The 18,477-nt window shown below is 66.7% G+C and carries 14 protein-coding genes and 1 tRNA gene; 11 read left to right on the top strand and 4 right to left on the bottom strand.

Annotated features, from left to right (window positions below; all coding sequences use genetic code 11):
* The first annotated feature begins 32 nt into the window (after positions 1-32).
* The 4 genes from pssA to pbpG all read left to right on the top strand — a co-directional run bounded on the left by pssA (position 33) and on the right by pbpG (position 5,469).
* Complete coding sequence (gene pssA, locus ABGI63_RS16185) at positions 33-881, top strand: CDP-diacylglycerol--serine O-phosphatidyltransferase (protein ID WP_349743370.1); 849 nt, start codon at positions 33-35, stop codon at positions 879-881.
* A 193-nt stretch (positions 882-1,074) separates the two neighbouring features.
* Entirely contained in the window at positions 1,075-2,763 is a 1,689-nt protein-coding gene (gene leuA, locus ABGI63_RS16180) for a 2-isopropylmalate synthase (RefSeq protein ID WP_349743369.1), read from the top strand.
* Between the two features lie 23 nt (positions 2,764-2,786).
* The gene (locus ABGI63_RS16175) at positions 2,787-4,328 is read left to right on the top strand and encodes a 2-isopropylmalate synthase (protein WP_349743368.1); all 1,542 of its coding nucleotides are present in this window, start codon (positions 2,787-2,789) and stop codon (positions 4,326-4,328) included.
* 157 nt (positions 4,329-4,485) lie between these two features.
* A complete protein-coding gene (pbpG, locus tag ABGI63_RS16170; protein ID WP_349743367.1) occupies positions 4,486-5,469 on the top strand; it encodes a D-alanyl-D-alanine endopeptidase in 984 nt (327 codons plus the stop codon).
* Positions 5,470-5,535: 66 nt separating this feature from the next.
* Here the strand turns inward: pbpG and ABGI63_RS16165 are convergent, their stop codons facing one another.
* Positions 5,536-6,303: an IclR family transcriptional regulator gene (locus ABGI63_RS16165; RefSeq protein ID WP_349743366.1), complete on the bottom strand. Its 768-nt coding sequence runs from the start codon at positions 6,301-6,303 to the stop codon at positions 5,536-5,538.
* Between the two features lie 42 nt (positions 6,304-6,345).
* On the opposite strand from ABGI63_RS16165, the gene ABGI63_RS16160 reads away from it, so the two are divergent.
* Positions 6,346-7,422, top strand: coding sequence for a TIGR03790 family protein (locus ABGI63_RS16160; RefSeq protein WP_349743365.1), 1,077 nt, complete (start codon positions 6,346-6,348; stop codon positions 7,420-7,422).
* Here the strand turns inward: ABGI63_RS16160 and hpnE are convergent, their stop codons facing one another.
* The 3 genes from hpnE to hpnC are packed head-to-tail and all read right to left on the bottom strand — an operon-like array spanning position 7,423 to position 10,381.
* Positions 7,423-8,676, bottom strand: coding sequence for a hydroxysqualene dehydroxylase HpnE (hpnE, locus tag ABGI63_RS16155; protein ID WP_349743364.1), 1,254 nt, complete (start codon positions 8,674-8,676; stop codon positions 7,423-7,425).
* Positions 8,673-9,521, bottom strand: coding sequence for a presqualene diphosphate synthase HpnD (hpnD, locus tag ABGI63_RS16150; protein ID WP_269840585.1), 849 nt, complete (start codon positions 9,519-9,521; stop codon positions 8,673-8,675). The genes hpnE and hpnD overlap by 4 nt, the downstream gene beginning before the upstream one ends.
* Positions 9,518-10,381: a squalene synthase HpnC gene (gene hpnC / locus ABGI63_RS16145; protein WP_349743363.1), complete on the bottom strand. Its 864-nt coding sequence runs from the start codon at positions 10,379-10,381 to the stop codon at positions 9,518-9,520. Before hpnC ends, hpnD begins: the two co-directional genes overlap by 4 nt.
* A 142-nt stretch (positions 10,382-10,523) precedes the next feature.
* Between hpnC and ABGI63_RS16140 the strand changes: the two genes are divergently transcribed.
* The 6 genes from ABGI63_RS16140 to clpX all read left to right on the top strand — a co-directional run bounded on the left by ABGI63_RS16140 (position 10,524) and on the right by clpX (position 18,457).
* On the top strand, positions 10,524-11,627 hold the full coding sequence (locus ABGI63_RS16140) for an efflux RND transporter periplasmic adaptor subunit (protein WP_349743362.1): 1,104 nt from the start codon (positions 10,524-10,526) through the stop codon (positions 11,625-11,627).
* Between the two features lie 18 nt (positions 11,628-11,645).
* Positions 11,646-14,786 carry an efflux RND transporter permease subunit gene (locus ABGI63_RS16135; RefSeq protein ID WP_349743361.1) on the top strand — a complete coding sequence of 1,047 codons (3,141 nt, stop codon included), beginning with the start codon at positions 11,646-11,648 and terminating at the stop codon, positions 14,784-14,786.
* 129 nt (positions 14,787-14,915) lie between these two features.
* Positions 14,916-15,002, top strand: a tRNA-Leu gene (locus tag ABGI63_RS16130).
* Between the two features lie 23 nt (positions 15,003-15,025).
* A complete protein-coding gene (tig, locus tag ABGI63_RS16125) occupies positions 15,026-16,339 on the top strand; it encodes a trigger factor (RefSeq protein ID WP_262969586.1) in 1,314 nt (437 codons plus the stop codon).
* A gap of 126 nt (positions 16,340-16,465) precedes the next feature.
* Entirely contained in the window at positions 16,466-17,074 is a 609-nt protein-coding gene (gene clpP / locus ABGI63_RS16120; protein ID WP_137941723.1) for an ATP-dependent Clp endopeptidase proteolytic subunit ClpP, read from the top strand.
* 114 nt (positions 17,075-17,188) lie between these two features.
* Positions 17,189-18,457 (top strand): ATP-dependent Clp protease ATP-binding subunit ClpX, encoded by a 1,269-nt coding sequence (clpX, locus tag ABGI63_RS16115; RefSeq protein WP_137941724.1) that lies wholly within the window; start codon positions 17,189-17,191, stop codon positions 18,455-18,457.
* The last annotated feature ends 20 nt before the right edge of the window (positions 18,458-18,477 follow it).

Here is an 18,477-nt window from a genome sequence, read left to right as displayed (position 1 = left end):
TCTATGGAGTGCCTGTTGTATCCTCCCGCCCCATGACCGAACCGAACAAGAAGAGCCCGACCGAGCTGCTGTACGAGGACGAGGACACCGTGCCGGCGCCGGTGCGCCCGCGTCGCAAGGGCATTTATGTGCTGCCCAATGCCATCACGCTGGCGGCACTGTTCTCCGGCTTCTACGCCATCGTGATGTCGATGAATGGCCGCTTCGAGCTGGCCTGCATCGCAATCTTCTGCGCCGCCGTGCTGGACAGCCTGGACGGCCGCGTTGCGCGCATGACCAATGCACAGAGCGCCTTCGGCGAGCAGATGGACAGCCTGTCGGACATGGTCAGCTTCGGCGCGGCGCCGGCGCTGATCGTCTATGTCTGGGCCTTCAAGGACATGGGCAAGCTCGGCTGGATTCCGTCCTTTGTCTATATCTCGGGTGCGGCGCTGCGCCTGGCGCGCTTCAACGTCAATATCGGCGTGGTCGACAAACGTTTCTTCCAGGGCCTGCCCAGCCCGGCCGCCGCGGCCATCGTGATCGGCATGATCTGGGCCTTCGATGACTATGGCTTCAAGCAGGTCACCCATCTGCCCTGGGTGGTCTGGACCGCCTTCGGCATGACCTTGTTCGCCGGCTTGTCGATGGTGACCAACGCGCCCTTCTACAGTTTCAAGGTCGTTGGCGCCCGGCGCACCGTGCCCTTCGTGGTGCTGGTCGCGATCGCGCTGGCCATCGTGCTGATCAGCCAGAACCCGCCGCTGGGCCTGTTCGCGATCTTCTGCGCCTATGGCCTGTCGGGCTATGTGATCTATTTCTGGCGCAAGGCCAAGGGCAAGCAGGTCAGCATGATTGCCACATCGACCGACGAGCCCGATGAGCAGGGCCTGCATCGCTGAACTCACGTGCTATATTCATCGCCCATGAAGACCTTGTTCGCGTTCGCGCTGCTACTACTAGGTGAACCTCGGGTTCGCTGATCGCGCACGTCCAAGCGTTTTTGATCTCAACGGCCCGTATGCACCCTGCAGCGGGCCGTTGGTCTTTTCGAGTCTGCAGGTTGCGATCCAGACTCACCAGGAAGCAAGATCCATGTTGAAGCAACCCAACGTCAAGTACCGCGCCTTCCCTGCCATCGGTCTGCGCGACCGGACCTGGCCGGACGCCCAGCTGAGCCGCGCACCGATCTGGCTGAGCACCGATCTGCGCGATGGCAACCAGGCCTTGATCGAGCCGATGGATGCCGAGCGCAAGCTGCGCATGTTCGAGATGCTGGTGCGCATCGGCTTCAAGGAGATCGAGGTCGGTTTCCCCTCGGCCTCGCAGACCGATTTCGACTTCGTGCGCCTGCTGATCGAGCAGAACCTGATCCCTGATGACGTGACCATCCAGGTGCTGACCCAGGCGCGCCAGCCGCTGATAGCGCGCACCTTCGAGTCGCTGCGCGGTGCGCGCCGCGTCATCGTCCATCTCTACAACGCGGTGGCGCCGGTGATGCGCCAGGTCGTCTTGGGCATGGACGAGGACCAGATCGTCGCGCTGGCCGTCACGCACACGCAGATGATCCGCCGCATGGCAGAGGAGCAGCCAGAGACCGAGTTCCGGTTCCAGTACTCGCCCGAGATGTTCTCCGGCACCGAGCTGGCCTTCTCCAAGCGCGTCGTCGATGCGGTGACCGAAGCCTGGGGCGCAACGCCCCAGCGCAAGGTCATCATCAATCTGCCGGCCACCGTCGAGCACTCGACGCCCAATATCTTTGCCGACATGGTCGAGTGGATGCACCGCCATATCGAGCGCCGCGATAGCGTCGTGCTGTCCATCCATCCGCACAACGACCGCGGCACCGGCACGGCCGCGGCCGAGTTCGCGCTGATGGCCGGCGGCGACCGCATCGAGGGCTGCCTGTTCGGCAGCGGCGAGCGCACCGGCAATGTCGACATCGTCAATATCGCGCTGAACCTCTACACGCAGGGCGTCTCGCCCGAGCTGGACTTCTCCGACATCGACGAGGTGCGCCGCTGCGCCGAGCATTGCACCCAGCTGCCGGTGCATCCGCGCCATCCCTATGCCGGCGATCTGGTCTACACCTCGTTCTCGGGCTCGCACCAGGACGCGATCAAGAAGGCCTTCGCCGCCCGCAAGGACGGCGACATCTGGGACATGCCCTATCTGCCGGTCGATCCCAAGGACCTGGGTCGCAGCTATGACGCGGTGATACGCGTCAACAGCCAGTCGGGCAAGGGCGGCATCGCCTATCTGCTGGAGGCCGAGTACGGCGTCGAGCTGCCGCGCCGCCTGCAGATCGAGTTCAGCCAGGTCGTGCAGGCCGTGATGGACGACAGCGGCAAGGAACTCAGTGCCGCCGACATCTGGGGCATCTTCGACCGCGAGTACGGCATCAGCGCCGGTGCGGCCCTGCATCCGGCGATCAGCGAGTCGGCCGAGGGCCGGGTCAGCCTGCGCGCCAGCGCCGATCTGCGCGAGCGCCAGCTGCAGGTGCAGGGCGAGGGCAGCGGCCCGATCGACGCCTTCATCAACGGCTTGAACGCCCAGCTGAGCACCGCCGTGCGCGTGCTCGACTATCACGAGCATTCGATAGGCAGCGGCGCCGACGCCAAGGCCGTGGCCTATCTGGAGCTGCGCATCGGGGACGCCCTGACACTCTTCGGTGTCGGCATCGACGCCAATATCGTCTCGGCCTCCTTGAAGGCCATCAGCGCCGGCCTGCGCCGCGCCGCCGAGCGCGGCCAGTTGCAGTTCGCCACCTCCATCACCGCCTGAACAAATCCACCGGGAGCCCGCTCATGAGCCAGCAGCTGATCATTTTCGACACCACCTTGCGCGACGGCGAGCAATCGCCCGGCGCCTCGATGACCAAGGACGAGAAGCTGCGCATCGCGCGCCAGCTGGAACGGCTCAAGGTCGATGTGATCGAGGCCGGCTTCGCGGCCTCCAGCAATGGCGACTTCGAGGCTGTCAAGGCGATTGCCGACGCGGTGCGCGACAGCACGATCTGCTCGCTGGCGCGCGCCAATGACCGTGACATCGCGCGCGCGGCCGAGGCGCTGAAGGGCGCGGCGCGCTCGCGCATCCACACCTTCATCGCCACCAGCGAGCTCCATATGGAGAAGAAACTGCGCATGACGCGCGAGCAGGTGCTGGAGCAGGCCATCCAGGCGGTGCGCTTCGCCCGCAATCTGACCGACGATGTCGAGTTTTCGCCCGAGGATGGCTACCGCTCCGATCCAGAGTTCCTGGCCCGCGTCGTCGAGGCGGTGATCAAGGAGGGGGCGCGCACGATCAACATCCCCGACACGGTCGGCTATGCGATCCCCGAGCTCTACGGCAATTTCATCAAGACCCTGCGCGAGCGCGTGCCCAACGCCGACCAGGCGATCTGGAGCGTGCACTGCCACAACGACCTGGGCATGGCGGTGGCCAACTCGCTGGCCGGCGTGATGATAGGCGGCGCGCGTCAGATCGAATGCACGATCAACGGCCTGGGCGAGCGCGCCGGCAACTGCTCGCTGGAAGAGGTGGTGATGGCGGTCAAGACCCGCCGCGACTACTTCGGCCTGGACGTCGGCATCGACGCGACCCAGATCGTCGCGGCCTCGCGCCTGGTCTCGCAGACCACCGGCTTCGTGGTCCAGCCCAACAAGGCCGTGGTCGGCGCCAATGCCTTCGCCCATGCCTCCGGCATCCACCAGGACGGCGTGCTGAAGGCGCGCGACACCTACGAGATCATGCGGGCCGAGGATGTGGGTTGGAGTGCCAACAAGATCGTGCTGGGCAAGCTCAGCGGCCGCAATGCCTTCAAGCAGCGCCTGCAGGAACTGGGTATCGCGCTGGAGTCCGAGGCCGAGATCAATGCCGCTTTCGTGCGCTTCAAGGATCTGGCCGACCGCAAGAACGAGATCTTCGATGAGGACATCATCGCGCTGGTGATGGACGAGTCGGTCACCGCCGAGCAGGAGCATTACCGCCTGCTGGCCCTGTCCCAGCACTCGGAAACCGGCGAACGCCCCCATGCCAAGGTCGCTTTTGCGGCCGGCGGCGTCGAGCACCATGCCGAGAGCGACGGCAACGGCCCGGTCGACGCCAGCCTGCGCGCCATCGAGTCCAAGGTCCAAAGTGGCGCCGAGTTGCTGCTCTATTCGGTCAATGCCATCACCAGCGGCAGCACAGAATCTCAGGGCGAAGTCACGGTGCGTTTGCAGCACGCCGGGCGCGTGGTGAACGGCGTTGGTGCCGACCCCGATATCGTCGTGGCCTCGGCCAAGGCATATTTGAGCGCACTGAACAAGCTGCAAAGCAAGACCGAAAGAGTCGCGGCGCAGGGCTGAACCGGGGCCGGTTGGGAACTAAGTTACGCGATGCTTCACTTTAGGAGGCGTGCATAAGTTTTTGATCTTGCCCGACTTTTTCCTTTGACCTACACTTGCGACGCAAGCATTGGGGGCTGGATTGAAGACTTTTGTGACTTTGTTGTCGAGCGCGGTGATGAGCTGCGCCCTCATGGCCGGCGGAGCGCTGCTGCCGACCCAGCAAGCCCATGCGGCCAGCGCCAGCAAGAGCAGCGGCAAGGCCGGCAAGACGGTGCGCAAGGCCAAGCCCGCCTCCCGCACGTTGCGCGCGCCGCGCAAGGCCGTGATGGCCGCCGCCCCGGCCCGGCCCTCGTTTGGCCAGATCTACGGCCTGCACGCGGTCGAAGACCCGCTCGATCTGAAGTCCAGCGTGGCCCTGGTGATGGACCAGGAGACCAACGAGGTGCTGCTGTCCAAGAATTCCCAGGCGGTGTTGCCGATCGCGTCCATCACCAAGCTGATGACGGCCCTGGTCGTTGTCGAGGCCAAGCAGCCGCTCGACGAGATGCTGACCGTCACCGACGAAGACATCGATACCGAGAAGGGCACCCGCTCGCGTCTGGCGATCGGCACCACCTTGAGCCGCAGCGAGATGCTGCATCTGGCGCTGATGTCGTCCGAGAACCGCGCCGCCAATGCGCTGGGTCGCCACTATCCCGGCGGCCTGAAGGCCTTTGTCGCGGCGATGAACCAGAAGGCGCAGACCCTGGGCATGAGCGACACCCATTATGTCGAGCCCACCGGCCTGTCCAGCCGCAATCAGAGCAGCGCCAAGGATCTGGCCGCGCTGGTGCGGGTGGCGCATGAGTTTCCGCTGCTGCGCGAGCTGTCGACTTCCAAGGAGCATCTGGTGACCCTGGGCCGTCGCCAGGTGGCTTTCCACAGCACCAACGGCCTGGTGCGCAGCGGTTCCTGGGATATCGGCCTGCAGAAGACCGGCTTCATCAACGAGGCCGGCCGCTGCCTGGTGATGCAGGTGCAGATGGCCGGCCGCAAGCTGATCCTGGTGTTCCTGGACTCGGCCGGCAAGTACTCGCGTATCGGCGATGCCGAGCGGGTGCGCAAATGGATCAGCGCCAATCCCGAAGCCAGCGCCGTGCTGCCGGGCATCTCGGGCTGAGTTCCTAGCCCAGCCATTCAACAGAAAGCGCGCCACTGGCGCGCTTTTCTTATGGAGCGCTGGGTGTCAGCCGCGGTAGCCGAGCGCCTGCGAGATCTGGGCGGCGGTCTCGCGCAGCCGCGCCAGCCAGCTCTCCTCCAGCCGGTCCGCCGGCGCCGAGATCGACAGGCCGGCGATCAGCTTGCCCTGGTCGTCATAGATGCCGGCGGCCATGCAGCGCACGCCCAGCTCCAGCTCTTCGTCGTCGCGCGCCACGCCGCGCTGGCGCACCAGGGCCATTTCGCGCTCCAGTGCGCTGATCTCGGTCAGGCTATTCCGGGTGTGGCCGGCCAGGCCGGTGCGGGTCGCGTAGGCGCGCACCCGCTGGGCGTCGTCGCTGGCCAGGAAGAGCTTGCCCACCGAGGTCAGGTGCAGCGGCGCTCGGCCACCGACGGCCCGCACCACCTGCATGCCCGAGCGTTCGCTGTAAGTGCGCTCGATATAGACGATCTCGTCACCCTGGCGCACCGACAGATTGACCGGCTGATGGGTGAATTTGTGCAGCTCGCGCATAGGCCCCAGCGCCGCATCGCGCACATCCAGCCGCGCCTTGACCAGATTGCCCAGCTCCAGCAAGCGCATGCCCAGCCGATAACTACCGGCCTCGGGCCGGTCGACGAAACGGCCGATCGCCAGGTCGTTGAGAATGCGGTGCGCCGTCGAGGGGTGGAGACCGGTGGTTTCGCTGATCTGCTTCAGTGAAACGGGGTCTTGATGGCTGGCCAGAACGTCCAGCAAGGTAAAGGCGCGTTCCAGGACTTGAACTGCGGGCGTCTGCCCCTCTTTGTTTTTCATGCTTTCATTGTGCGGGATTTTGTGAATTTTCTACATGGCGAAATGAAGACAGCGGCCGCGCTGCTGGCCGGGCTGATGCTGGTGGCCACCGCCCAGGCCCAGTCCCCAGCCTCGCCGCAATGGCTGCGGGTGCCACCGACCGCAGGCCGGCTGACGGCCGCCGATATTGCCGTCGTGATCAACACGGCCGATCCCTATTCGGTGGCGGTGGGCGAACATTACGCCCGGCGGCGCGGCTTGGCCGCCGAGCAGGTCCTGCGGGTCGAGCTGCCGCTGCGGCCGAGCTTGAGCCCGGCCGAGTTCGATGAACTGCAGGCACAGTTGCAGCGCCGCCTGCCGGGTCGGGTACAGGCACTGGCGCTGGCCTGGAGCCAGCCCTATGCGGTGGCCTGCAACTCCATCACCGGCGCGCTGGCGCTGGGCTTTCAGGCCGAGCTCTGCAAGCAGAGCTGCGCGCCTTCCAAGCCCTCGCCCTATGTGGCCTATACCGGCCACAAGCCCTTCAGCGATCTCGGCTGGCGGCCGGCCATGCTGCTGGCCGCGCGCTCGGTCGAGCAGGCCCGGGCGCTGATCGACCGCGGCGTGGCCGCCGACCACAGCCTGGCGCAGCGCGGCACGCCGCCGGTGCAGGCGGTGTTCGCCAGCACGGCCGACAAGGCCCGCAATGTGCGTGCGCCGCTGTTTCCGCCGCCGGGTCGGCTGTGGGCCTGGGGCGTCGAGGTGCGCCAGCTCGATCAGGACCAGTTGCCGCCGCTGGCCGAGGTGGTGCTCTACCAGACCGGGCTGGCGCGGGTCGAGGGCCTGGACCAGATCCCTTTCCTGCCCGGCGCGCTGGCCGATCATCTGACCTCGCTGGGCGGGCAGTTGGAGCGCACCAGCGGCCCGCAGATGAGCGCGCTGGACTGGCTAGCGGCGGGGGCCACAGCCAGCCACGGCGCGGTCAGCGAGCCCTGCAACCATCTGCAGAAGTTCCCGCATCCGCAGCTGCTGTTGCTGAACTATCTGCAGGGCGTCAGTGCGCTCGAGGCCTATTGGCGCAGCGTGCTCTGGCCGGCGCAGAGTGTGTTCGTCGGCGAGCCGCTGGCGGCACCGTTTGCGCGCCAGCCGGATCAGCCCTGATCAGCCTTGCTGGATGGCGGCCGCAGCCGCCTGACCCGCGCGCACCGCGCCCTCCAGCGTGGCCGGGTAGGGGCCGTCGATATAGTCGCCGGCCGCCCATAACCCCGGCGCGATCACCGCCGGCGGGCGCCGCAGCCCCGGCGTGCAGGCAAAGGTGGCGCGCTTCTCGGCCAGTACCCGCAGCACGCTCGGCGGGCTGTGCCAGCGCAGCACCGCCAGCGCCTGGGCCAGCACCGCGCTGCCGGCGGCCTCCAGGCCGCGCTCGATCCAGGGCGCGGCGCCGCTGATCACAAAAGCGAAGCGGCCGCTGGCATGGCCGAGCTGGCCGAGGTCGAAGACGAACTGGGCCGGCGCCTCAGGGCCTTCGTGCAAGGCCAGCATCGGTGCAGGCAGCGCCGAGCCGGGGCTTTCCAGATAGACGGTCACGATGGGCTCAAAGCGCAGCCCGCGGGCCAGCGCGGCCCAGCCGGGCGCAAGCGGCTCGGCCAGGCGCGCGGCCTCGGTGGCGCTGCAGGCCAGGATCACGGCGTCAAAGCCTTCGCCATCGACCCGGCCATGGGCATCGACATGATCGACGCGCCGGCCCAGCCGCAGCTCAACGCCGCGCGCGCGCAGCCATTGCGCCGCCGGCTCGGCCAGCAGCTCGCTCAAGGGCAGGCGCGGCAGCAGCAGGTCAGCCGAGCCGCGGCCGCTGAACAACGCATCGCGCAGCACGCGCAGAAACACCGCCGCGCTGGCCTCGGTCGCCGGCGTGTTCAGCGCGGCCACGCACAGCGGGTCGATCAGCTCCTGCCGCACCGGCGCGGGCAGGCCGCGGCACAGTGTGTCAACGCTGAGCTCCTCATCGCAGCGAAACCCCGCCAGCGCCCAGCCCAGGCTGGCGCGCAGCAGCGCCAGCCGGGCAGCAAGCGGCCAGGCCCGGCAAGCCAGCACCGCGCGGGTGAAGGCGATCAGCGGCGGCCCCGGCGGCAGGCGCAGGCCCTCATGCTCGGGATAGCGCAGCCGCAGCGGCGCGCGCCACAGCGCCACCTCGGGGTCCACGCCGACCCGGCGCATCAGCGCCAGGCTCTCCACATAGGCGCCGATCAGGATGTGCTGGCCGTTGTCCAGCCGTGGCGGCTGCGCCAGGCTGCGTGCGCGGCCGCCCAGCTGCGGCGCCATCTCGATCAGCGTGACGCGGCGCCCGGCGTCGGTGGCCCGCACCGCCGCCGCCAGGCCGGCCCAGCCGCCGCCGATGACGGCGACGCGCTTCACCGGCCGCGCCAATTGGTCTTCATCGCGATCCAGAGCTTGCGCAGCGGCGTCAGCGAGATGCGCTGATGCAGCACCTGGAACTGCTCGGCCTCGATCTCCCGCAGCAGCGCGCGGTAGATATGGGCCATCATCAGCCCGGGCTTTTGCGTGCGGCGGTCGGTCTCGGGCAGCAGCGCGAAGGCTTCGTCGTAGAGCGCATGGGCACGCCGGGCCTGGAACTGCATCAGCGCGCTGAAGCGCTCGCTATAGCCCCAGGGCTTCTCGCGCTTGAGGATCTCGTGGGCCTTGACGTCGAACTGCTGCAGCTCCGAGATCGGCAGATAGATGCGGCCGCGCCGCGCATCGTCGCCGACGTCGCGGATGATATTGGTCAGCTGCAGGGCCTGGCCCAGCTTGTGGGCGTAGGCGATGGTGGCCGGCTCGCTGCGGCCGAAGATGCCGGAGGCCACCTCGCCGACCACGCCGGCCACCAGATGGCAGTAGCGCTGCAGGCCCGGGTAGTCCAGATAGCGGGTCTGCTCCAGGTCCATCTGGCAGCCCTCGATGACCGCCATCAGATGCTCGAGCCGGATGTCGTAGTCGGCCACATGGGGCATCAGCGCCTTCATCGCCGGATGCTGGGGCGAGCCGGCAAAAGCGCCGGCCGCTTCCTTGCGCCACCAGGCCAGCTTGGTGGCGGCGATGCCGGGGTCCTGGATCTCGTCGACCACATCGTCGATCTCGCGGCAGAAGGCGTAGAAGGCGGTGATCGCGGCGCGGCGCGGCGGCGGCAGAAAGAGGAAGGCGTAGTAGAAGCTCGACCCGCTCTTGGCCGCCTTGTCCTGAACGTATTGCTCGGGTGTCACTGGGCCTCCACGCGAGCGTTCTGGCCCGCCTTCATACGCAGGGCCCGCCACAGCATCGTGGGCAGGTCTATCGCATGCAGACGGGGGCGGGTGAGCAGGGTGGCGTGATCCATGGCCTTGATTTTCGCAAGAATGCGCAGGCCGCCTTGTACCACCAGGCGCAGCTCCCAGCCGGCCCGGCCGGGCAGGCGGTGTACCAGCGGCGCGCCCTCGTGCATCAGGCGCTCGGCCCAGTCGCACAAGTCGCGCAGCAGGGCGCGGGCGGCGGGGCTGTCTTCGCAGCGCTGCAGGGCCTCGGCGCTCAGGCCGTGGCGTGCCAGGTCTTGCTGGGGCGCGTAGGCGCGGCCGCGCGGGCCGTCGCGGCTCATGTCCTGCCAGAAATTGATCAGCTGCAGGCTGGAGCAGATCGCGTCCGACTGGCGCAGCGCCTGTGCGTCGCCGACGCCATACAGATGCAGCAGCAGCCGGCCGACCGGGTCGGCCGAGCGGCGGCAGTAATCGAGCAGCTCGGCGCGGTCGGCATAGCGGGTCTTGACCAGGTCCTGCTCGAAGGCGTCCAGCAGCGCTTCGAGCAGGGGCAATGGCAGCCGGTGGCGCTGCAGCACCGGGCCCAGTGGCGTGAAGACGCGGGCGGCCCAGCGCGGCGAGGGCGGCTGGCCCCGCGAGACCGCCTGCAGATCGGCGCGGTATGCGCGCAGCTCGGCCAGGCGCTGCTCGGCCGAGGCCTCGCCTTCGTCGGCGATGTCGTCGGCGGTGCGGGCGAAGTGGTAGATCGCGGCAATGGCCGGGCGCAGGGCCGGCGGACAGAGCCAGGAAGCGACGGGAAAATTTTCGTAGTGTTCTATGCTCACGGCCGGCATTGTGTGCGCAGCCGGAGGGTGTGCCGATGCGCGAGGTCGCCAAAACAAGGCACAGCCGGGTTTGACAGGCCTCAAAGCGACAAATACATTACTGACCAATTAGTCAGTTACTGCGGCGCTGCCGGCTTTGATGAGGTTACCCATGTCCCAAGTCCAATCCCTGGGTCTGCTGCTGGCGTCGGCCCTGCTGCTGTCCGCCTGCAGCAAGCCCGCTCCCGCGCCCGAGCCCGAGCGGGCCGTGCGCACCCTGGTGGTGGCCAGTGACAGCGCCGGGCTGACCCATGAGTACGCGGCCGAGCTGCGCGCCCGCACCGAGTCGCGCCTGTCCTTCCGGGTCAGCGGCAAGCTGCTGGAGCGCCGCGTCAATCTGGGCGATGCCGTCAAGCCGGGTCAGCTGCTGGCCCGCATCGATGCGCAGGACCTGCTGCTGGCCCAGGACGCGGCGCGCGCCGGCATGCAGGCCGCCCGCGTCAACCGCGATCAGGCCGGTGCCGACTACAAGCGTTTCATCGAGCTGCACCAGCAGGGCTTCATCAGCGCGGCCGAGTTGGAGCGGCGCGACGCCGCCTTCAAGGCCGCTCAGGCCCAGCTGGACCAGGCCAAGGCGCAGTCCAGCGCGCAGAGCAATCAGTCGGCCTATGCGCAGCTGACGGCCGATGCCGGCGGTGTGGTGACGGCGGTGTATGCCGAGCCGGGCATGGTGGTGGCGGCCGGCACGCCGGTGCTGCAACTGGCCCATGCGGGGCCGAAAGACGTGGTGTTCTCGGTGCCCGAGCAGATGATCGCCAGCCTGCGCGCGGCGGCCAGCCGGCCCGGCGCGCTGACCGTCAAGCTCTGGGGCAGCGAGCAGGCGGCGCAGCCGGTGCAGCTGCGCGAGGTGTCGGCGGCGGCCGATCCGACCACGCGCACCTTCCTGGTCAAGGCCGATGCCGGCAAGCTCGATGCGCGGCTCGGCCAGACGGCGACCGTGCTGCTGGAGCTGCCCAAGCAGGCCCATGTGATCAAGCTGCCGCTGACGGCGGTGCTGGAGCAGCAGGGCAAGACCTCGGTCTGGCTGCTCGACGGCAAGACCATGACGATCAAGCTGCAGCCTATCCAGGTGGCCGGTGCCGACGGCAATGAGGTGGTGGTGTCCGGCGGGCTGGCGCCCGGCCAGGAAGTCGTGACCGCCGGTGTCCATGTGCTGACGGCGGGCCTGAAGGTCAAGCGTTATGCCGAGCCCGCAGCCGCGGCCGCTTCCCGTTAAGAACAAGGCCAGGCGCGCATGAGCACTTCGACCAAGCCCTATGTGGGCTCACGCTTCAATGTGTCCCGCTGGGCCTTGGAGCATCCGGCCCTGACCCGCTATCTGATGGTGGTGCTGATGGTGATGGGCTTTGCCGCCTATTTCCAGCTGGGCCAGGACGAGGATCCGCCGTTCACCTTCCGCATCATGGTGGTCCAGGCCTTCTGGCCCGGCGCGACCGCGCAGCAGGTGGCCGAGCAGGTGACCGACAAGATCGAGAAGACGCTGCAGGAGGTGCCGCATGCCGACAAGATCCGCAGCTTCACGAAGCCGGGCGAGTCGCTGACCCTGTTCCAGCTGAAGGACAGCACGCCGGCCAAGGAGGTCGCGGGCACCTGGTATCTGGTGCGCAAAAAGGTCGGCGATATGCGCCACACCCTGCCCCAGGGGGTGCTCGGGCCGCTGTTCAATGACGAATTCGGCGATGTCTACGGCTCCATCCTGGCGCTGTCGGCCGATGGCTTCAGCCGCGAGGAATTGCGCGAGCATGCCGACCGGGTGCGGGCCCAGCTGCTGAAACTGCCCGATGTCGCCAAGGTCGAAACCTTTGGCGCCCAGGCGGAAAAACTCTTCATCGAGATCTCGCAGAAGCGCCTGGCCGAGCTGGGCCTGGACTTCGGCCAGGTGATCAATCAGCTCGGGGCGCAGAACGCGGTCGAGGGCGCCGGCGTGCTGAATGCCGGCAGCGGCAATCTGCAGGTCCGTATCGGCGGCCAGCTCAATTCGGTGCAGGCGCTGAAGGACTTTCCGATCCGCGCGATCAATCCGGCCACCGGCATCGCCAGCAGCATCCGCCTGTCCGACATCGCCGAGATCAAGCGTGCCTACGCCGACCCGCCGTCCATCATGGTGCGCCACCAGGGCAAGGATGTGGTGGCGCTGGGCATCTCGATGTCCAAGGGTGGCGACATCATCGCGCTGGGCAAGGCACTGCAGGCAGCCAGCGCCAAGATCCGCAAGGAGCTGCCGGCCGGCATCGAGCTGGCGCAGATCCAGGATCAGCCGCAGGCGGTGACGCGCTCGGTCAACGAGTTCGTGCAGGTGCTGATCGAGGCGGTGGTGATCGTGCTGGCGGTCAGCTTCATCGCGCTGGGTCTGCACACCAAGCCGCTGCGCATCGACATCTGGCCCGGCCTGGTGGTGGCGATCACGATCCCGCTGGTGCTGGCGATCACCTTTGTGACGATGTTTTACTGGAGTGTGGGCCTGCACAAGATCTCGCTGGGCTCGCTGATCATCGCGCTGGGCCTGCTGGTCGACGACGCCATCATTGCGGTCGAGATGATGGTGCGCAAGCTCGAAGAGGGCTACGACAAGATGCACGCCGCGACCTTTGCCTATGACGCGACGGCAATGCCCATGCTGACCGGCACCCTGATCACGGCGGTGGGCTTCCTGCCCATCGGCATGGCCCAGTCGGCCACCGGTGAATACACCTTCGCGATCTTCGCGGTGACGGCGGCCGCGCTGGTGATCTCCTGGGTGGTGTCTATCTATTTCGTGCCCTATCTGGGCTCGCTGCTGCTGCGCAGCCATGTGGCCGGCGAGGGTGGGGCGCATGAGCTGTTCGACACGCCGTTCTACAACCGCTTCCGCCGCCTGGTGCTGTGGTGCGTGCAGAACCGCTGGAAGACCATCGGCATGACGGTGCTGATCTTCGCGCTGGGTCTGGTCGGCATGGGGCGGGTGCAGCAGCAGTTCTTCCCGGACTCCAGCCGCCCAGAGATCCTGGTCGACTTCACGCTGCCCGAGGGCGCGACGATAGAGCAGAGCCGCGCGATCGCGCAGCGCTTCGAGGCACGCATGATGAGCGAGCCGGGCGTCGATTCGGTCAGCACCTGGATAGGCAGCGGCGTGCCGCGCTTTTATCTGCCGCTGGACCAGATCTTCCCGGCGCCCAACGTCAGCCAGGCCATCGTACTGCCGAAGAACCTGCGCGAGCGCGAGGCCTTGCGCAAGCGCCTGCCGGCGCTGGTGGCGGCCGAGTTCCCCGAGGTGCGCAGCCGCGTCAAGCTGCTGCCCAATGGGCCGCCGGTGTCGTATCCGGTGCAGTTCCGCGTCGCCGGCAGCGATGTCGCGACCGTGCGGCTGTGGGCCGACCAGGCCAAGGCGATTCTGCGCGCCAACCCGAATATGCGCGGCGTCAACGACAACTGGAACGAGTCGGTCAAGTCCCTGCGCCTGGAGGTTGATCAGGACAAGGCGCGTGCGCTGGGTGTCAGCAGCCAGAGCCTGGCGCAGGCCTCGCGCACCCTGCTGTCCGGCAGCACGATAGGTCAGTACCGCGAGGGCGACAAGCTGATCGACATCGTGCTGCGCCAGCCGCTGGCCGAGCGCGAGGCCATCACCGATCTGGGCAATGCCTATGTGCCGACCGCCAGCGGGCGCAGCATTCCGCTGACCCAGATCGCCAAGGTCAGCTTCGAATGGGAGCCGGGTCTGCTGCAGCGCGAGGGCCGCAACTACGCGATCACGGTGCAGGGCGATGTGGCCGAGGGCCTGCAAGGGGCCACGGTCTCGGCCCAGATCTGGCCGCAGCTCAAGGAGCTGCAGGCCAAGATGCCGCTGGGCTATTCGATCGATGTGGCCGGGGCGGTGGAGGAGAGCAGCAAGGGCCAGGGCTCGATCGCGGCCGGTGTGCCCATCATGCTGTTCATCACCTTCACCTTGCTGATGCTGCAGCTGCAGAGCTTCTCGCGCTCGATGCTGGTGTTCCTGACCGGGCCGCTGGGCATCGCCGGCGTGGCGGCGGCGCTGCTGCTGCTGGACCGGCCCTTCGGCTTTGTCGCGCTGCTGGGCGTGATCGCGCTGATGGGCATGATCATGCGCAACTCGGTGATCCTGATCGACCAGATCGAGCAGGACCGCGAGCGCGGCGTGCCGGCCTGGCAGGCGATTGTCGAGTCGGCCGTGCGGCGCTTCCGGCCTATCGTGCTGACGGCCGCGGCCGCCGTGCTGGCCATGGTGCCCCTGTCGCGCTCGGTGTTCTGGGGGCCGATGGCGGTGGCCATCATGGGTGGCCTGATCGTCGCGACCGCGCTGACCCTGCTGGCGCTGCCGGCGATGTATGCGGCCTGGTTCCGCATCCAGCGCCCCAGCGAGGCGGCGTCGCGCTTCTGACGGTCCGGGTTTACCTGGGCCAAATTTTCATGCCGGCGAGAGGCTACAATCTCCGGTTTGCCGAATTGCCACAGGGTTGAGGCGGCGCCGGGGATCTTCTTCGGCGTCAACACAATCCTGGATCCACTCGCGCGGGTGGCGAAATTGGTAGACGCACCAGGTTTAGGTCCTGACGCCTTCACGGGCGTGCCGGTTCGAGTCCGGCCCCGCGCACCAGATAACTTTGTATTGAGTCAACTATGGCTGTCACCGTCGAAACCCTCGAAAAGCTCGAACGCCGCATCACGCTCACGCTGGCGGCCGCTGACATCAACAGCGAAGTCGAAACCCGTTTGAAGAAGCTGGCCCGCACGGTCAAGGCCGACGGCTTCCGCCCCGGCAAGGTGCCGATGAGCGTGGTCACCCAGCGTTATGGCTACTCGGTCCAGTACGAGGTCATGAACGACAAGCTGGGCGAGGCCTTCTCCAGCGCCGCCAACGAAGCCAAGCTGCGCGTGGCCGGCATGCCCCGCATCGCCCAAAAGGACGAGGCCGGCGAAGGCCAGATGGCGTTTGACGCCACCTTCGAGGTCTATCCCGAGGTCAAGATCGGCGACCTGTCGGCCGCCGAAGTCGAGCGCATCGGCAGCGAAGTGACCGATGCCGCGATCGACAAGACCGTCGAGATCCTGCGCAAGCAGCGTCGCACCTTCGCTCAGCGCGCCGCCGCCGAGGCTGCCAGCGACGAGGACCGCGTCACGATCGACTTCGAAGGCAAGATCGACGGCGAGCCCTTCGCCGGCGGCAAGGCCGAGGCCTTCCAGTTCATCATCGGCGAAGGCCAGATGCTGGAAGCCTTCGAGAAGGCCGTGCGTGGCATGAAGTCGGGCGAGTCCAAGACCTTCCCGCTGGCCTTCCCTGAGGACTACCACGGCAAGGACGTGGCCGGCAAGGAAGCTGACTTCCTGGTGACCTTGAAGAAGATCGAGGCCCAGCATCTGCCCGAAGTGAACGAGGCCTTTGCCAAGTCGCTGGGCATCAAGGAAGCCACGGTCGAGGCGCTGCGCGCTGACATCAAGAAGAACCTCGAGCGCGAGGTCAAGTTCCGCGTGCTGGCCCGCAACAAGGGCGCCGTGATGGACGCCCTGGTGGCTTCTGCCGAGCTGGATGTGCCGAACGCGCTGATCGCCAGCGAGACCGAGCGCCTGGTCGCCAATGCCCGCGAGGATCTGAAGAAGCGCGGCATCAAGGACGCCGACAAGGCGCCGATCCCCGAGGAGCTGTTCAAGCCCCAGGCCGAGCGCCGCGTGCGCCTGGGCTTGGTGGTGGCCGAGCTGGTGCGCGCCAACAGCCTGCAGGCCAAGCCCGAGCAGCTGCAAGCCCATATTGAAGAGCTGGCGCAGAGCTACGAGAAGCCGGCCGAGGTGGTGCGCTGGTACCTGAGCGACCGCGAGCGTCTGGCCGAGGTCGAGGCCGTCGTGATCGAGAACAATGTGACGGACTTTGTGCTGTCCAAGGTCAAGGTCACCGACAAGGCCCTGCCGTTCGACGAGCTGATGGCGACCGCCAACTGAGCGTTGGTCTGAGCTGAGCGCAAGGGCGCCGCGCCGCAAGGCCGGCGCCTTTGCCCTTTCTGCGGCCTCCCGTCTTGAAGCGACATAATCAGCCCCAATAACAAAGCATCACTTGCGAGGAAATTCATGAGCGCGCTGGAAACAAGCAATCTGGGCATGGTGCCCATCGTCATCGAACAATCGGGCCGCGGCGAGCGCGCCTATGACATCTACAGCCGCCTGCTGCGTGAGCGCATCGTCTTCCTGGTCGGCCCGGTCAATGACGCGGTGGCCAATCTGGTGGTGGCCCAGCTGCTGTTTCTGGAAAGCGAAAATCCGGACAAGGACATTTCCCTCTATATCAACTCCCCCGGCGGTAGCGTCTCGGCCGGCATGTCGATCTTCGACACGATGAATTTCATCAAGCCCCAGGTGGCGACCCTGTGCATGGGCATGGCGGCCAGCATGGGCGCCTTCCTGCTGGCGGCCGGCGCCAAGGGCAAGCGCATGTCGCTGCCCAATGCCAAGATCATGATCCACCAGCCGCTGGGCGGCGCCCAGGGTCAGGCCACCGATATCGAGATCCATGCCCGCGAGATCCTGAAGACCCGCGAGCAGCTCAACCGCATCCTGGCCGAGCGCACCGGTCAAAGCCTGGAGAAGATCCAGCTGGACACCGAGCGCGACTATTTCATGTCCGCTCCCGAGGCGCAGAGCTACGGCCTGATCGATCAGGTGCTCGAAAAGCGCCCCTGAGCTCGGGGCCGGACTCAACTGGTGCTGGATCGGGGCCCTTATCGACGCAAGGGCCCCTTCGGCGTTTGAACTATCATCCCATCAGGCACTCACGCCTGAATTTGAAGCAGATCCATGGCCGAGAAAAAAGGCAACTCCAGCGAAAAAGTCTTGTACTGCTCCTTCTGCGGCAAGAGCCAGCATGAGGTGAAGAAGCTTATCGCCGGCCCGTCGGTATTCATCTGCGACGAGTGCATCGAGCTGTGCAACGACATCATTCGCGATGAAGTGCCGACCGACAGCACGCCGGCGCGCGCCAGCAAGTCCGATCTGCCCGTGCCCAGCGAGATCAAGGCCAGCCTCGACAACTATGTGATTGGCCAGGACGTCGCCAAGCGCACCCTGGCGGTGGCGGTCTACAACCACTACAAGCGCCTGCGCCATATGGCCGGCAACAAGGATTCGGTCGAGCTGTCCAAGAGCAACATCCTCCTGATCGGCCCCACCGGCTCCGGCAAGACCTTGCTGGCCCAGACCCTGGCGCGCCTGCTGAATGTGCCCTTCGTGATCGCCGATGCGACCACGCTGACCGAGGCCGGCTATGTCGGCGAGGATGTCGAGAACATCATCCAGAAGCTGCTGCAGAACTGCAATTACGACGTCGAGCGTGCCCAGCGCGGCATCGTCTACATCGACGAGATCGACAAGATCAGCCGCAAGGCCGACAACCCCTCGATCACCCGTGATGTCTCGGGCGAGGGTGTGCAGCAGGCCTTGCTGAAGCTGGTCGAAGGCACGATGGCTTCGGTGCCGCCGCAGGGCGGGCGCAAGCATCCGAACCAGGACTTCCTGCAGATCGACACGACCAACATCCTGTTCATCTGCGGCGGTGCTTTCGATGGCCTGGAGAAGGTCATCCAGAACCGTTCCGAGAAGTCGGGCATCGGCTTTGGCGCGACGGTCAAGACCAAGACCGAGCGCCGCGTCTCCGAGGTCTTCCGCGAGGTCGAGCCCGAGGATCTGATCAAGTTCGGTCTGATTCCCGAACTGGTCGGCCGTCTGCCGGTCGTGGCCACCCTGGGCGAGCTGACCGAGGACGCGCTGGTGCAGATCCTGACCGAGCCCAAGAACGCCTTGCTGAAGCAGTACCAGCAGTTGTTCGCGATGGACGGTGTGGAGCTGGAAGTGCGACCCTCCGGTCTGGCGGCGATCGCCCGCAAGGCCCTGGCTCGCAAGACCGGTGCCCGCGGCCTGCGCTCCATCATGGAGCAGTCGCTGATCGACACCATGTTCGAACTGCCCGCCCTGGATGGTGTGGCCAAGGTGGTGCTGGACGAGCACAACATCGAGGAAGAGGCCAAACCCCTGCTGGTGTATCGCGAGCAGGCCAAGGCCAGCGCCTGATCTATCCTTCCCCTTCGGCG

This window comes from Roseateles cavernae (assembly GCF_040187885.1).
GTDB classification, from domain to species: Bacteria; Pseudomonadota; Gammaproteobacteria; order Burkholderiales; family Burkholderiaceae_C; genus Roseateles_E; species Roseateles_E cavernae.
The sequence above is the reverse complement of the archived record's forward strand: the minus strand, read 5'-3'. Positions and strand labels throughout refer to the sequence as shown.